Source organism: Arcobacter pernae (assembly GCF_049472135.1).
In the GTDB taxonomy this organism is placed as follows: domain Bacteria; phylum Campylobacterota; class Campylobacteria; order Campylobacterales; family Arcobacteraceae; genus Arcobacter_B.
In genome coordinates, this window is record NZ_JBMOVV010000008.1 from 87,379 (window position 1) to 104,194 (window position 16,816).

The following is a 16,816-nucleotide window of genomic DNA, read 5'->3' on the forward strand; positions in this document are numbered from 1 at the left end:
CTCTTTTCTTATACCCCTTATATTTAACCTTTTTATAACTTATTTTTTGTTAATCTAAACTATACTTTATAGTTAGGTTTGTAATCTTATGTTAAATAAATTATTAGAAAAAAAAGAACTTTTATTTGGAAAAAAAGAGACTTTAGAAGAGCTTGTAGTAAAGCAGCCTTTTAATCAAAAGAAGTTAGAAAAAACAATAAGTTCTTATGAACTAGACTTAAACAATCAATATTTATTAAAACTTTGTATAGAAAATAATTGTCATGAAGCCTTAGCTTTTCTTATAGAAGAAGTAGGTTTTAAAATTGATAAAATTGATGTAAATAAAGAGAATCTTCTTTTTTTAGCTATTAGAAAAATGGCAAAAGAGTGTTGTAAAGTTTTACTTGCAAATAATATTAACATAAAACAAGCAAATATTAATAACATAACTGCTTTACATCTTGCCACAAGAAGTGGTATGAAAGAAATATTTGATATTTTAACTGATAGATTAGATGACTTGGAAATAGTAGATATTGATGGACGAAATATTCTATTTTATGCAATTGAATCAAAAAACTTTGAGATTATAAAAAAAGTATTCCAATTAACTTCAATAAAATTAAACTTCAAAGATAAACAAGATAATACGATAGTTCATTTAAAAGAAATTACTGCAAATCTTGATTTATTTAAATTCTTTGTATCTAAAGGTTTAAATGTAGATAGTATAAATAAAAATAATGAGGACTTTTTATATTTAAACTGTTTAGATTTAGAGATTCCAGATGCTTTGTTTATTTCTTTTTTACAAAAAAGTAACCTAAAAAACCGAAAGTATGGTTTAAATGGTGAAAATATTTTAATGAAAATTGTTAAACATATTCTTTCTATTGATATTCAAGTTTTAGAAAATAAATCTATTGTTACAAAATATCAAGAAAGGCTTATTACTTTTATAGAACATGGCGTGGATGAAAATGGTCTAAATAATGAAAATGAAAACTTTTTATTTGATGTGGTTAGAGCAAAAAATGATTTAGTTTTAGAGTTCTTACTAAATAGAACAAAAGTAAATATTAATCAAAAAAATTTACAAGGACAAAACTTACTTGATTTAGCAATTTTCAATGGCAAACCAAATGTTGAGTTAGTAAAAAAACTTATTTATACAAATATTGATTGTACTGATAAAGATAAAGATGGCTATACAATTATTGAAAAACTAGTTGATGTAATTTTAAGTGAAGATATTCCTAATAGAATAAGAAAAATAGGAAAAACGAAAAGTGAAAGCAATGTTAACTACACTCAAATTTTAGGTTTTATTTTAGACTACACAAAAATTGATATAAATGAGATTATGTTTGAAGGAGAGCCAATAATTTTTGAGATTGGTAAATCTTTTCATGTTCCATTGTTAGAGCTATTTAAGAAAAATGGAGCAAATCTAAATATAGTAGGGCAGAAAGATAAACTTACAATTTTTTATAAGGTTTTAGAAGCAGGTAAGAATGCTAAAGATGAAAGGGCATTATTTTTAAAAATGCTGAAATATTTAGTTTTATGTGATGTTGATGTAGACCATAAAGATTCATATGGTGGAAATGTAATACATAAAGCAATATTAGACCATGATTTGCAAGTTGTTAATATCTTAATGCTAAGAGTTAAAAATTACAAATTTAAAGATAGAAAAGGAAGAACTTATATTCATAATACAGTTTGGAATAATAAAGCAGATATTCTAAAGAAAATTGCTTTTAAAAATAAAGAGTTAATGAATATTCCAGATAAGTTCGGATTATTACCTATTAATTATGGTGTAATTATGGGAAAAAAAGAGGTTGTTTTTGCACTAATTAAAATGGGGGCATATTTAAATAATCCAAATAAAGTTAATGAACAGTTTAAAGAACAGTTCTTTTCAAAGCTTGGGAAACTTGAAGATATTTTAAGTTCTACTATGACAGAAAATGAAAGAACTTTAATGACAGAACTTGTAAGAAGTATGCAAAAAGAGCTTAATATAACTTAATAAATAATTAATTAAAGCCCTTAAATAAGGCTTTTTAATATATATATAATAAAAAAATAGATACCCTTTCAATATTGAAAAATAAAAGGTAAAAATATGCTTAGTAAATTATTTGGTAGTAATGAATCTATCGAAGAGTTAATAATTAAAAAACCTTTTGATGAAAAAGCTGTAGAGAAAAAACTAGCAAAAACAGATTTTAATAGAAATGATACTTCGTTATTGCATCATTGTGTAAAACATGATGCTTTTAATGCTGTTAGTTATTTATTAAAAATTGGAGTTAAGCTTAATTCATTAAATGAGTTTAATGAAAACGTACTATTTACAGCTTTAAAAAACTCTAGTTTAGAAACAGCAAAACTTTTATTAAAAAAATCAATTGATGTTAATCAAGAAAATCTAGATGGTGAAATTGCTTTGCATTTAGCATTTAAGTTTGGAGCAATTCAATTAATTGATATTATTGCATCAAGAACTGAAGATATAAATAAAAAGAATAAATTAGGTAGATCTTTTTTATTTTATGCAATAGAGTCTAAAAATAGATTAGCTATAAAAAAAGCTTTAAATTTAAGTGAAATTGATATTAATCAGCAAGATAATGCTGGAAATACTATAGTTCATTTAAAAGAGATAACAGCTGATTTAAATATATTCGATGGATTAATTGATGCAGGTTTAGATTTAAATATTGTAAACAACAAAGGTGAAGATTTTTTATATTTAAACTGTTTAGACTTAGGTTTAAATAACAAACTTTTCTCTTTTGCCATTAGAAATAATGCTTCTCTAAATAGAAGATACGGTTCTAAAAAAAATACAATCTTAATGCATTTAGTAAATAAACTTTTATCATATGATATTCAAGTATATGAAAATAAAAGTTTTATCAATAAGTATCAAGATAGAATTATGACATTTATTGAAAATGGAGCAGATGTTAATCTTTTAAATTTAGAAGAAGAGAATATCCTTTTTAATATTATTAGAGCCAATGATGATCTTAATTTAGATTTTGTTTTAAACTCAACTCAAATCAATGTTAACCAATCAAATGCTATTGGAAATACGGTATTAGATATTGCAATATTTAATGGAAAACCAAATATTGATTTGATTAAAAGACTTCTATTTTCAAATATAGATTCAAGCTTAAAAGATAAAAATGACTACAGTGTGATTGAAAAAGTTGTTGATGTAATATTAAGTGAGAACTCTCCTAATAGAGTTAGAAAAATATCTAATATTAGGGTTTATCCTGAAGTAAATTATAATCAAATTCTAAATTTACTTTTAGAGTTTATAAAAGTTGATATAAATGAAGTTATGTTTGAAGATGAACCAATTATTTTTGAAATAGCTAAATATTTCAATGTTCCTTTACTTGAAACATTTAAAAAATATGGTTCAAATCTTGATATTTTAAGTAAAAAAGATAACTTAAATATTTTTTATAAAGTTTTACAAGCAGGGAAAGAACAAAAAAATCAAAAACAAAACTTTCATAAAACATTAAACTTTTTGATTTTAAATAATGTAAATATTGATTGTAAAGATTCATATGGTGGAAATGTAATTCACAAGGCAATATTAGACCATGATTTACAAGTAATTAATATTCTTACAAAAAGAGTAGGGGATTATAGAGCAGTTGATAATAAAGGTAGAAACTATATCCATAATACTGTATGGAGCGATAAGATAGATATCTTAAAAAAGATTGCTTTAAAAAATAGAGACTTAATAAATAAACCAGATAGATTTGGAATTTTACCTATTAACTATGCTGTAATTATGGGTAAAAAAGATGTTGTATTCTCTTTAATAAAACTAGGGGCTTTTTTAAATAATCATAATAAAATAAACCAACAGTTTAAAGAAAGTTTTTTTACTAAATTAGGGCAATTAGATGATATTCTAAATAGTTCAATGACTATTAATGAAAGAAATTTAATGACAAAACTAGTATCAAATATGAAAGAAGAGTTTAACGTAAAATAGTTGCAGAAGTTTAATGTTTTATCTCTTCTGCAATCTTTTTGAATTCTTCTTTTATTTCAAAGAAAGTATCAATTATTTCTGGATCGAAATGTTTTCCTCTACCTTCTTGTAAAATATTTTCAGCATCTTCATAAGTAAAAGATGGTTTATAAACTCTTTTGTTTATTAAAGCATCATAAACATCAGCTACAGCCATTAGTCTAGCTTCAAGTGGGATTTCTTCTTCTTTTAAACCTTTTGGATATCCACTTCCATCCCATTTCTCATGATGATAATAAGCTATATTTTTTGCAACATTAAAAAGCTCATTGTTTTTATAGTTAGATTGAGCATTGTGTAGAATATCATAACCAAACTTTGAGTGTTTTTTCATCTGTTCATACTCTTGAGGTGTTAGTTTTCCAGGTTTTTTTAAAATAGAATCAGCAATACCAACCTTTCCTAAATCATGAAGTGGTGCAGCATGATATAAAGACTCTATATAGCTAGGAGTGATTTTTGCTTTATGTTTATCTTTTTTTGCCAACTCTATAGCTAAAAGTTTTATATATGTTTTTGTTCTAATAATATGTCCACCTGTATCAGTATCTCTTTTTTCTGCAACTGTTGCCATACTTTCTAGTGTTGCTTGATGTGATTTGCTTAGTTCTTCAAAGAATTTATTTTTTTCAATGTAGCTAATAATCATAAAGGCAAAAGAGATTACAATGAACATAAAAATAAAGTTTATAAAGAAATATCCTATAAAAATATAGTTATTACTACTTAATGTTATTATTGATAAAAGTAAATATGAAGCTGTAATTAAAGAAGTATAAAATGCTGCAAAAAGGTGTCTTTGTGTGTACATTAAATAAATTAGAAGTAAAACACAAACTAAACTAACTAGAACATTAAAATTTTTGAAAAAGTCTAAAGTTGAAATAATATCATTATTAAAAAAGTTTTCAATTAGTGTAGCATGGGCATAAACCCCAGGTATATTCTCACCTGTATTAATCAAATAATAATCATGTAATCCTACAGCTGAGGTACCAATAACTACAAACTTTCCATTAAGTTCTTTTGCATCAAAGTTTTTTGTTAAAATATCAATTGCAGATATTTTTTTGTATTGATTTAATCCATAAAAATCTAAAAGAACATTTGTGTGTTTATCTGTAAAAAACTCTTTTTTATCAAACTCTATTTTCGTTCCAAATAAAGACTCTTTTATAGTTATGTCTTTTCCATAAACTTCTGTTGATAAAATTGCTGCCATACTTAAAGTTGTAAAATATTTATCTTCAAATTTAATACTAAGAGGAACTCTTCTAAATACTCCATCTTTATCTGATGAAGCATTTATAAAACCAATAGATTTTGAGTTTTCTTGTAATATTTGATTATTACATAATATACTGTTTGCAGTATAAAAATTTTTATTGTTTTCAAATTTGATTTTATATGAAGGATTTAGGTTTTGACATGATTTATTTATAGTTTTATCATTGTTTAAATAAATAGGTAAAATAACTCTTGATTCTTTAAGTGATTGGGCAAAAATCTTATCATTATCTTTAAGCCAATTAGGCAAACCTTTAACTTCTACATCTACATTTAAAAAGTTTTTATAAAAACTCTCAATATTATTTGGTGATGTTTTATCTCTTTCTGGGAAAATAACATCAACTAAAATAGTTGCTGGTTTAGCTTCTGAAAGGTTATCAATAAGTTTACTATTTATTAATCTAGGCCAAGGCCACTGACCAATAGCATTTAAACTTTTTTCATCAATATCTATAATTACAGTTGTATTGTTTTCTATCTCATTTTTATTAAAAAATGATAGAATTTGTTTAGAATAATCAAAAAATAAATGATCATTTTTTTCTAAGAAAGATGAGTTTAGAATATTGAAATGCCAAAGAAAAGTAATAACTATTAAAAGAATTGTTGTTTTTAATTTCACTAGTTATTACCTCTTTGAACAGTAATATTTACTCTTCTATTTAATGGTTGTTTGATTTCATCAGCAGTTTTAATAAACGGTTTTGTTTCTCCATAATATTCTGTTTTAATTTTGCTTGATTCTATTTTATTATCTACTAAAATCTCTTTTATTTTATTAGCTCTTTTTTTCGATAGTTCTAAGTTAAAAGAGTCATTTCCAACTGTATCTGTATGCCCCTTGATTGTAATTGTACAGTTATCGCAATTTTTAATGTAGTTTATAATCTCTTTTAGATTTTCTTTTGTTTCTTGTGTTACTTCATCACTATTGTATTTAAAATTTAAATTCATTTTTTCTTTAATCAAAGAACCATAGTTTTCAAATATCTCTTTTTTAGATGCAGTTTCAAGGGCTTTTGTAGGAGCCAAATTTTTAGTAAGATTAGCAGTTTCATAGGCTTTATCTAAAACTAAATGACCTTTTTTATTAGAGATGATAATAGAACTTTTATCTTTATAGTGTTCAAGTAGAGTTACTTTTACTTTTTTAACAACTTTTTTATTTATAAGATTAGAATACTTATCTTCTATTTCTTTTTTATTTTTATTTTCTATATGAAGTTTACTTTTTTTATTAGTATTAAAAGTTGTACTTTGATATGGCTTATCTAAAATAATTTCATCAAAACCATTTGTTACAAAAACTGAGTTGATTTTTTTGTGGTGTTCTAAAAGAGTAACAACTACTTTTTTATTAGTTGCTTTACAAAGTATATTTAATTCTTTTGTTTTAAGTGCATTATAAATAAGAGTCTCTTTTTTAGCGTAGTTTAAAGCCTCTAATTGATACTTATCTTTTATATTAGTGTTTGCATTATTACAAATTAGAAGTTTAGAAATATTATCTTTTCTATTTCTAACTGAGTCAATTAATGCAGAATCTTCAAAAATATCAATAGTATCAATATTTGCACCATTTTTGATTAAGAATTTAACAATTTTGTATTCATTCATCATTACAGCTAAATGTAAAGGAGTATGTCCTAAATTGTTTTTAATATTGATATTATTTTCATTAGTTAAAAGTTTAACTTCATTTAAGTTTTTTGCTCTAATTGCATCATGAAGAGGAGTTTCATAAAAAGAGTCTAAATTTTGTTTTGATTGATTATTTAGCTGTAAATTTTGATTATTATTACATCCATATAAAATGAGTATAAAAATAGGAATAAAAAAATATTTCATAAAATATACCTATTTTATTCTTCTGTAACTTCAACTAAGAATTTTGTTCCTCTAACACCTATAGTTCCTGTAGGTACTTTAAATTCTATACTTTGTGGTGATGCTTCACTTATTTTACCAGATTCATAAACAGCAACACCTTTATCTAAAAATACTTCAAATTTATATTTTTTTTCTTGAGGTTTATATATATAATCATCTACGAACAAAAGACTTTTCTCTCCTAGGGTAACTAGTGTTCCATCTTCAAAAGTAATATCAACTTTACTGTCTTTATCACTTTTTATTTTGTCTCCAACTTTTAAAGTATCGCCATTTTTAGCAATAGTTATAGTATTTGAACTACTATGAATTTCAATATTGTTTTTTATATTAGTAACTTTAGCGATGTAATTATTTGCAAAGATTGTAGTAGTAAATAGAAGTATTAATAATAGCTTTTTCATTGTGTTTCCTTTATGTCCAATTTTATAAAAATAATCCTTTAATATAAGAATATTTTTGACATAAAGAAATTATCATTCTAACTTTTTTTACTTATTGGCAGTTCAATTACAAATTTTACTGAAATAAATTAAAAAACTATAAAACACCTTGTTTTAAGACTTCTAAAAATTAATATTTAAATTAAACTCGTAAAACATTTTCTTATTTAGTACAATTCTGGAACAATTTTCAGATTATAATTTCAATTTATATCTAATAAGAATTACTTAATTCATTATTAATAAATATTTAACTAAAATATTTCAATCTTAAAATACATAGGTATAACTAAAACATGTTAAAATTAATTATAAACTTTATTATCAATCTTTTTAAAAAATCAGAAAATAATATTACTCAAAGTAAAGAGATTAATACCTCTATTGAATCAAAAAATATATTAAGTCTAAATCATACACAAGCAAAAGAGTTTTTTTTGAAAGATGAAAGTTATATAAATGTTGACTTACCTACATATATTACATTTGAAGAGTTGTTAAAAGAAATAGATAGAACTATTGGTGCTCGTGATTTTAATGCAATTCAAAAACTCTTCCCTGAAGAAGAACAAAATAATAAGAATAATAAAAAGTATGACCCTAAAAACTTTGAGAACGTGAACTACACTCTACTTTATAACAAGAATAGTAAATATGACTGGAGACCATATGAACTTATTAATCCAATCTTATATGTAGTTTTAGCAAAAGAAATAACAAAAGAAGAAAACTGGAAGGAAATAAAAGAAAAACTTTTTGAATTTCATACAAAAAATAGTTCAATTGAGTGTATGGGGATGCCAGTGCAATCTTCAGGCTCTAAATCAGATAAAGCAGAACAAGTAATAACTTGGTGGGAAAAAGTAGAACAAAAATCATTAGAATTTAGTTTAGACTATACATATGTTTGTCATACTGATATTACAGATTGTTATGGTTCAATTTATACTCATTCAATTCCATGGGCACTTCATACAAAAGAAGTTGCTAAAGAAAATAATAGAAACTCATTAATTGGGAATTTAATTGATACAATAATTAGAAGAATGAGACATGGTCAAACAAATGGAATTCCTCAGGGAAGTATTCTTATGGATTTTATTGCGGAGATTGTTTTAGGATATGCAGATTCTGAGTTATCAGAAAAAATAGTTGATATACCACAAAATGATTATCATATATTAAGATACAGAGATGATTATAGAATATTTACAAATAATCCTCAAGTAGCTGATATAATTGTAAAAAACCTTACAGAGGTCCTTATTGACCTAGGATTGAAACTGCATGCAAATAAAACACTTTCTCATTCAAATATAATTCAAGGTTCGATAAAAGAAGATAAAATTCATTGGTTAGAGCAAACTCAATATCAAACATCAATACAAAAGAAATTGTTACACTTACATTCATATTCATTAAAACATCCAAATTCAGGGACAATTGTTAAAGAACTGCAAAAGTTGTTAAGTGAAATTAGAAAAAATAAAGATACAACAAAATATGAAAACTTAACAGTACTTATTAGTATTATTACAGATATTGCGTTTCTTAATTCCAAGACATACCCCGTTTCAATTGCCATAATTAGTACATTATTGAAGAGAATTGATAGTGAAGAAGTTTTAAAAACTACTGTATCTAAAATAATTAAAAAGTTTTCTAATATCCCAAACACAAATTATTTAGAAATTTGGTTACAAAGAATGTTGGTAAATCAAACTTCATCAAACATTGAGTTTAATGAAAAAATATGTAAACTAATAGATAATCAGGAAATTTCATTGTGGAATAATGATTGGGTTACGGATGATATTAAAAATATCTTTGATAAAAAGTCAATCGTAAATGAAGAAATTAAATCAAGCTTAGATTTAGAAATTGCAGAAGATGAAGTTAAACTTTTTGGAACAATTTCATCATAAGTTTTAAGATTTAACCACAAATCACTATTTTACTAATTATATGAATAGTCTATTTGAAAGTAAGTTAAAAACTTTTTCTCCTAAACAAAAACAAGATATTATAAATCAAATTAAAACAACTATTCCAAATGATATAAACTTAAAATTTAACGGTAATTTTTATCCCAAACATAACTTAGTATTGTTTCATTTGATAAATGATTATCACCTAGCCTATACTAAATCAAAAAAAGAAGAAAAGAATTCTAGAATTAATACTTTAGAATCATTAGGAAAAGGAAATAAAAAAAGAAAAGATAGGTTTGAAAAAAATAAAGAACTACTAAAAAGTACCTCAATTTCTAATGAAACTAAATTAACAGCTTTCTATGAAAACCTTATTTTAAAAAGAATATTAAAAGGAGATTATAAGTTTGCATATTTATTACTTACATACTTTTATATGTATCAACCTCAAATAGAAAAATTACAAAAACAGATATTACTTTTTAGTGGATATTCAGAGATAATTATAAATGCATATAATAAAGCACTCAACTTTTTTGAATTTACATATTTAACTCCACAAAAAATTGTTAATTCATGTGCAATAGCTGTATACCAATATTTAAAGATATCTGTTCCTGAAGTCTCAGAAGAAGAAAGACTAAAATTTATTCGTAGTATTATAAATACTCATTTCTCAGAAGATGCTCCATCAAGTTTAAGAGCGAATTTCTTTGAAAGAGAAATCTATTGTGCAGGGATTTATAACAGTACACCTATTTTTCAATGGAATACTTCTACAAAAAAAGAATCATACTACTCAGAAAAAGATATTAAAAAACTTTATAGGATGATTAATAGTGAAAGGAAAAAATCTAAAATAAATAATACACTTCTAATTAACAAATTAGTAAAAAAAGAACATAGACAGTACATAGACTACTTTTATGAAAATGAAGAAAGGTTTAGTGAGATTATAAAAGCTACTTCTATTACATATGTACAAAATCCTAATAAACTTATTAAGATTTTAGATGAAAACTATAAAAAAACTTTTACTGATTACATTAAACTACCATTTAAAACTTTAAATACCATATTTGTGGCACTTGTTACCAAATTAACACTCAAATAATCTAGACAAATACCAAATTAACCATTAATATTTTCTTGTCGGCAACAAAAGATAACGCGTTATCCAATATTAATTTAAAGGATAAAAAATGTTAAAAATCAATGGAATACTACTTAATATAATCGACAAGAGTAAGTATAAAAATAAAGAAGGTTTAGAAATAGATACAAAAGCAAAAGTTCAAGTTCTAGTAGAAAATAAAAGAGCTAATGGCTCAATTGTAAAAGAACTTCATACTATCTCTATTCCTGATGGAAAAATACCTTTATACAAAGATAAGGTTAATAAAGAAGTTGAAATTCCAGTAGGAATAATCTCAGAAAAATATTCATTTTATGGTGTCTAAGAATAAGAAAAGAACACAGAGAGCCTTCTGTGTTTTTTCTTATTCGTGACAACAAAATAAATTTATGTTCGGGGTTTATAGTAATACCCCGTTCTATACGTCATAAAGAGGAATAAATGAGTAAAGTAAAAAAAATATTTGGTATTGATTCACTTTATTACTTCTGTGAATCAAATGAAAACTATGATGATTTATATCTTGAAATATTAGACCAAGTAGAAGAAATAAAAGGTAAGTTTGAAAAAAAAGATATTGAGTTTGAGAACAATGACATAATTATAAATATAAACGATACACCTTTAAACTTTTTAGGTAAAGCAGAAGGCTTTCATTGGTTCAAAGATATAAATGAGTTCTTTAAAATAGGTTTTAAAGATAAATATAAAAACAGAGGATTAAATGATATTAGAGTGCAACTTCAAGGTGTAGGAATTTATACAATAGGTATTAAATCACTAGTTGAGTTTATTAATGTTGAACTTCTAAAAGATTATACAACTGGATTTAATCCAATTACAAGAGCAGATTTAAACTGTTTTGTTCAATATGATTTTAGCTTTGTTACAAAAGAGATGTTTAGTACAAGAAAAAGACAATACTCAACAATTAGTGAAATTGGCAATGCTTCTAAAGTGCAAACTCTATATGTAGGAAAAGAGCCTTTTAAACTAAGACTATATAACAAAAAAGAAGAATTAAAAAAGTCTAAGAAAAAAGATTTGATGTATGAATATTTTTTGAATAATGGTTTTGATATAGAAGATGAGATTTTTAATGTTGAGTTTGAATTACATAGAGCATATTTAAAAACGTTTAATATCTTTACTATTGAAGATTTATTCTCTAATGCAGTAAATCTATTTAAAGCTTCTATGGATGATATAAGACTAATAGATATTAACTCTTTATCAAATAAAGCAATTGAACATAACAATAAACACAGAGCTAATACTTTAGCTATTTGGGAAGAAATAAAGAGTGAATATTACTTAGAAGATTTTTTACAAATACAATTACCACTAAGTAGAGTTAAAAGAGCTATTTCAATATATGATGATTATAAGTTCAAGTTAGAGTATATAGCTTTAATTAGAAAAGCATTTATAAACAATCTAAACATTAATTCAAATTTTTTAGATGAGTTATTTAAAGATGCAAAAGAGTCATTAAATAAAACAACTACAAACAAAGAATTAAAGAAAAGATATACAGAAGTAGAGATTGTAAATCAAGATGGCTCAACTGAAAACCTTAGATTATTAGAAGATGGAAATTTAATTAAACCTCTTAGAACTGAAACAGTATCTAAATTACAAGATTATGACTTACTTATTTATCTAGACAAAACAAAAGAGAAGAAACATTTATCTTCAAGAGATAAGCATATTTACTATGTTGCTTTAAAAGAAGCTACAAAGAGAAATTTAGTATTAGATATTACACCAAATGAGGCACAAGGTTTTTGATACTTTTTTAAAAAGTATATACAGCATTGAGGGATTTATTCCCTCCCTTAAACAGATAATCAAAGGAGAATTAAAACAATGAATATACCATTTGAGAATTTAGAAAAAATAAACGAAGTATTAGAGAAATTAAATACATTAGAACAAAAAATTAATAGTGAGAAAAGATGGCTAAATACAAAAGAAGCATCTTATTATCTTGGATATTCAAAAGAGCATATCCACAAACTAAAAGATAATTATCTAATTGAAGGTAAACACTACTATAAAAAGGCTGGTAGAGTTTTATTTGATAAGCTAGAATTAGATAACTGGGTTATGCATACATTAACAAAAATGAATGCAAAAGAAATAGCTAATAATGTTATTAAAGATTTAATATGAGTTATAGTAAAATTAAGTCGTTTAGAAGTATTAAAATCAAGGTGTTTTTCAAAAGGATAAACACATGATTAAAATGACACAACCTAAACTTTACACTAGAGGGAAAAAACTTTGGGTAAGGTTTAGTTTAGATGGTAAAGTGATTAAGAAATCACTAAATATAGAAGATAGTAAAGCTAATAGAAAATTAGCCCAAGCACAAATAATTCCACAAATGCTTTTAAAGGTACATAGTGGAGAGTTCTTTGAAAACAAAACTGTTCCAACTGTTAAAGAAATGATTGATATTAGCATACAAATTAATAAAAAGAATCGTAAAGTTTTAACTACAAAGGCTTATGAAGGTATTTTTAAAAAGCATATAATTCCTTATTTTGGAAATAAAAAAATTAATTCTATAAAAGCTTCTGACTTATCTTTATGGCAAAGTAAATTACAAGAAGATTTTTCAAGTAAATATATTCAAAGTATAAGAGCTATATTTAATGGTATATTTGAAGATGCATTAAGAGATGAAATAATTCCAAAAAACCCTTTATCTCTTGTGAAATTTCCAAAAATAGAAACTATTAAAAAGATTAATCCTTTGTCAAAAGAGCAGATATTTAAAATATTAGATGTAACTCCTGATAAAATAAAAGCCTTTTTTGCAATAGGTTTCTTTGGAGGACTTAGAACTGGAGAGATTACAGCTTTAAGATATAGTGATATTGATTTAGAGAATAGAGTTATAAAAGTTAATAAGACTAGAAATAAAGGAATAGAAACTGTTCCGAAAACATTATCTAGTTTTAGAGAAGTTGAGATATTAGATATTCTTCTTCCATACTTAAATAATCACATAAAATTATATAAAGGTTTTAATGATGATTATGTGTTTTTAACTAGGTTTAAAAAACCTTATTATTCAGCTACAAAAATATCAATTACTTATTGGGAGAAGGTTCTTAAAAATTTAAACATAGAACATAGAACTTTATATCAAATGAGACATACTTTTGCATCAATGATGATTTCTAATGGAGAAGATATTCTCTGGGTTTCATCAATGTTAGGTCATAAGAATGCAAATATTACTTTACAAGTTTATGCTAAATATGTAAAGAGTGAGAAAAAGAAGAGAGGTTCTTTTCTTTTAGATTAGAACATTACTAGTACAAATTTGGAACAATAAAAAAAATAGTTAACTTATAAGCCCTTAAAATAAAGGCTTTTATGACAATGGCAATTCTATTACGAATTGTGCTCCAATTTGTTCTTCTCCTTCATATTCAAAAGAGTTATTTTTTACTAAAAGTTTTCCTTTTAAGCTTTGAACTATAATGTTTTTTGACATATAAAGACCTATACCAGTCCCCTCATTACCTTTTGTTGTAAAGTATGGATTAAAGATATTTTTTATTATATTTTCATCTATACCTTTTGCATTATCACAAATCTTGATTTTTAATGTTTGATCTTCTACTGAAGTTTTAATAAATATTAACTTTTTATCAAGTAGTTCTTTTTTATCTTCAAGTGCTTCTGAAGCATTTTTAATAATATTTACTAAAACTTGAAGTAATTCATTTTCATTATTTTCAATTAGAATACTTTTATCTTCTTTTATAACTTTAATATTATGAGTTTTAATAGAGCTTTCTAAAAGTTTTAGTGTTCTATTTATTGTTTCTCTTACATCAAAAGTTGTGATTTGTTTGTGTGGTGAAAAGAAGTTTTTAAAATCATCTATTGTTTCAGATAAATATCTTGTTGACTTTGTAATCTTATCCATTTGAGCATTGATATCTTGTAGATTTAAATAATTTAACTCATTTTGCATTTTTATACCAGAAGATATTGTTGAAATTTGATTTAGTGGTTGTTTCCATTGGTGGGCAATATTTGCTATCATCTCTCCCATTGTTGCCATTTTTGATTGTTGAGACATTAAATCATCTTTTTCTTTGTTTTCTAGAATTTTTCTTTCAATCTCTTCTTTATATAGCTGTAATCTGTTTTCTAAAACCCTTGAAATGAAAAATGAAATGATTAAAAGAAGTAGCGTTGTAAGTATGCTTATTTTTGAAATAGTTTCAATATTATCTTTCTTTTTTTTCTCTAGTAAAAGCTTTTTTTCTTCAATTTTTTTATTTAGATTTTCAGTATAAAATCCAGTACCTATTGCCCATCTATAAGGTTCAAATTTTCTTATGTAAGATATTTTTTTGTTACTTAATGCACTTTTATCTGTATTTATTGTTGCAACATAAGTCATATATTTACCATCATGATTTTTTGCAAAATTAATTATATCTTGTACTAAATATTTACCCGCATTGTTTTTAAAATTAATTCTATTTTTTCCTATTAGATTAGTTTTATAATGTGCTAGATATTTACCATCAAAGTCAATTACAAAGATGTACGCATTATTTGCGTATCTGATTTTTTGTATATAGTTTAAAATCTTTGTTTTTAGTTTGCTTTCGAAGTCAACTATATATTCTCCTGTTCCAATTATAATATCGTAAGGTTCAAAATATTTATAGAAAGATATTTTCTTATAAGCTTTTTTTGTATCATTGTTTTTATACCAAAAATAAGAATCGAAATTTTCACTCTTGTTTTTAATAGTTTCAATCATTTTTCTAACAGGATAGTTACCTTCTTTATCTTTAAAATTAGAATAGTTTTTACCTTCAATATTTTTATTTAAAGGTTGTAAAAGATTGTTTCCATATTTATCATTTATAAAAAAATAACCTCTTCCTTCATTAAAAATAATACTTCCAAGGGTTGTTTTTATTATTGATAGAATCTCTTCTTTTGATTTTGTGTGTTTATTGTTCTCATAGATTTTTGAAGCTATATCATGGGCTAAATATACTTTCTCTTTGATAAAACTTTTTAGTTCATTTTCAGTATTGTTTTTTTCACTTTCAATATAATCATAGACTCTTTGAACTTCTTCATATACTCTAGTTTTGTTTCTTTCATAGTAGTTTTTTTCAAGTTCTAGTATTTCTTTTTTATAGGCAGCTTCTTTTTCATTTAAAATAATTTTCGTAGCGATTATTGAAAAGATAATAACAAATATAATAGGTGCATACTTTATAAAAAAAATTATAAGCTTATCATTATTTGTTTTTATCATTTTTTACCTTTTATAACATTCAATGTCATTATATAATATAAGTTATTAAAGATAATAAAAAATGAGGTTTAAAAAAGGAGTTTAATCCTTTTTTAAAAATAGATATTTTGTGTTAAATCCACAATTTGCTTTAACATAGCTTGATGGTCATTATATTTTATATTTATTGGATAAAGCTCTTTTTTGTATTTTAATACAAGTGAGGGGAATACTCTTACTTTTAGTGACCTTCTTAAATTAAGCTCATTTTGTAAATCTTCTTCTATTTTTTCACTTTTTAAATCTTCTTCAAATTTCTTTTCATCTAGACCGATTTTTTTTGCTAACTCTATTAAAGTTGAAGCATCACTTGGATTTTTTGCTTCTTGATAATAAGCTTGTTGAATTGCTTCTATCATCTCATCTTCTTTATTCTCATATCTAGCTAACATTGTAGCTTGACATGCTAAATATGTTGACCTTCTTGGTGTACATTTACTCCAAAAATCATGATTAAATGTAGTTCCCACTTCATTTGTAATTTGATGCCAAATATTTTGAATAGTTTGTTGTTGTTCTTTTGGCATTTCTTCACTTGAGTGTCTTGCTAATCCACCTACTACATGAACTAGTTCTACATTTGAAGGAAGTTCTTTTCTTAGCTTATCAAGAGTTGGTTTAAAAGCGTAACACCATGAACACATGGGGTCATGAATATGATAAAGTGTTGATTTCATATATTCTCCTAAAATTTATATTATAGTTGTAGTATAC

The 16,816-nt window shown here is 24.5% G+C and carries 13 protein-coding genes; 8 read left to right on the plus strand and 5 right to left on the minus strand.

Annotated elements, in window-relative coordinates; genetic code table 11:
- The first annotated feature begins 88 nt into the window (after window positions 1-88).
- Both ACH5BF_RS10330 and ACH5BF_RS10335 read left to right on the plus strand, forming a co-directional pair.
- A complete protein-coding gene (locus ACH5BF_RS10330) occupies window positions 89-2,020 on the plus strand; it encodes an ankyrin repeat domain-containing protein (RefSeq protein ID WP_423274156.1) in 1,932 nt (643 codons plus the stop codon).
- 96 nt (window positions 2,021-2,116) lie between these two features.
- Window positions 2,117-4,024, plus strand: a complete 1,908-nt coding sequence (locus ACH5BF_RS10335; protein WP_423274157.1) for an ankyrin repeat domain-containing protein — start codon at window positions 2,117-2,119, stop codon at window positions 4,022-4,024.
- A gap of 10 nt (window positions 4,025-4,034) precedes the next feature.
- On the opposite strand, the gene ACH5BF_RS10340 is transcribed toward ACH5BF_RS10335, so the two are convergent.
- The 3 genes from ACH5BF_RS10340 to ACH5BF_RS10350 are packed head-to-tail and all read right to left on the minus strand — an operon-like array spanning window position 4,035 to window position 7,647.
- Entirely contained in the window at window positions 4,035-5,975 is a 1,941-nt protein-coding gene (locus ACH5BF_RS10340; protein ID WP_423274158.1) for a CHASE2 domain-containing protein, read from the minus strand.
- Entirely contained in the window at window positions 5,975-7,201 is a 1,227-nt protein-coding gene (locus ACH5BF_RS10345) for an OmpA family protein (protein WP_423274159.1), read from the minus strand. Before ACH5BF_RS10345 ends, ACH5BF_RS10340 begins: the two co-directional genes overlap by 1 nt.
- 14 nt (window positions 7,202-7,215) lie before the next feature.
- On the minus strand, window positions 7,216-7,647 hold the full coding sequence (locus ACH5BF_RS10350) for a FecR family protein (protein WP_423274160.1): 432 nt from the start codon (window positions 7,645-7,647) through the stop codon (window positions 7,216-7,218).
- 335 nt (window positions 7,648-7,982) lie between these two features.
- Here ACH5BF_RS10350 and ACH5BF_RS10355 point away from each other — a divergent pair, with 335 nt between their 5' ends.
- The 6 genes from ACH5BF_RS10355 to ACH5BF_RS10380 all read left to right on the plus strand — a co-directional run bounded on the left by ACH5BF_RS10355 (window position 7,983) and on the right by ACH5BF_RS10380 (window position 14,071).
- Entirely contained in the window at window positions 7,983-9,611 is a 1,629-nt protein-coding gene (locus ACH5BF_RS10355; protein WP_423274161.1) for an RNA-directed DNA polymerase, read from the plus strand.
- A gap of 40 nt (window positions 9,612-9,651) precedes the next feature.
- The gene (locus ACH5BF_RS10360; protein ID WP_423274162.1) at window positions 9,652-10,731 is read left to right on the plus strand and encodes a hypothetical protein; all 1,080 of its coding nucleotides are present in this window, start codon (window positions 9,652-9,654) and stop codon (window positions 10,729-10,731) included.
- An 88-nt stretch (window positions 10,732-10,819) separates the two neighbouring features.
- Window positions 10,820-11,077, plus strand: coding sequence for a hypothetical protein (locus ACH5BF_RS10365; protein WP_423274163.1), 258 nt, complete (start codon window positions 10,820-10,822; stop codon window positions 11,075-11,077).
- Window positions 11,078-11,193: 116 nt separating this feature from the next.
- A complete protein-coding gene (locus ACH5BF_RS10370) occupies window positions 11,194-12,543 on the plus strand; it encodes a hypothetical protein (RefSeq protein WP_423274164.1) in 1,350 nt (449 codons plus the stop codon).
- Between the two features lie 78 nt (window positions 12,544-12,621).
- Complete coding sequence (locus ACH5BF_RS10375) at window positions 12,622-12,927, plus strand: hypothetical protein (protein ID WP_423274165.1); 306 nt, start codon at window positions 12,622-12,624, stop codon at window positions 12,925-12,927.
- A 64-nt stretch (window positions 12,928-12,991) separates the two neighbouring features.
- Window positions 12,992-14,071, plus strand: coding sequence for a tyrosine-type recombinase/integrase (locus ACH5BF_RS10380; RefSeq protein ID WP_423274166.1), 1,080 nt, complete (start codon window positions 12,992-12,994; stop codon window positions 14,069-14,071).
- Between the two features lie 69 nt (window positions 14,072-14,140).
- Here ACH5BF_RS10380 and ACH5BF_RS10385 read toward each other — a convergent pair whose 3' ends face one another.
- On the minus strand, window positions 14,141-16,063 hold the full coding sequence (locus ACH5BF_RS10385) for a sensor histidine kinase (protein ID WP_423274167.1): 1,923 nt from the start codon (window positions 16,061-16,063) through the stop codon (window positions 14,141-14,143).
- A 92-nt stretch (window positions 16,064-16,155) separates the two neighbouring features.
- Window positions 16,156-16,779, minus strand: a complete 624-nt coding sequence (locus tag ACH5BF_RS10390; RefSeq protein ID WP_423274168.1) for a DsbA family protein — start codon at window positions 16,777-16,779, stop codon at window positions 16,156-16,158.
- Window positions 16,780-16,816: the final 37 nt, after the last annotated feature.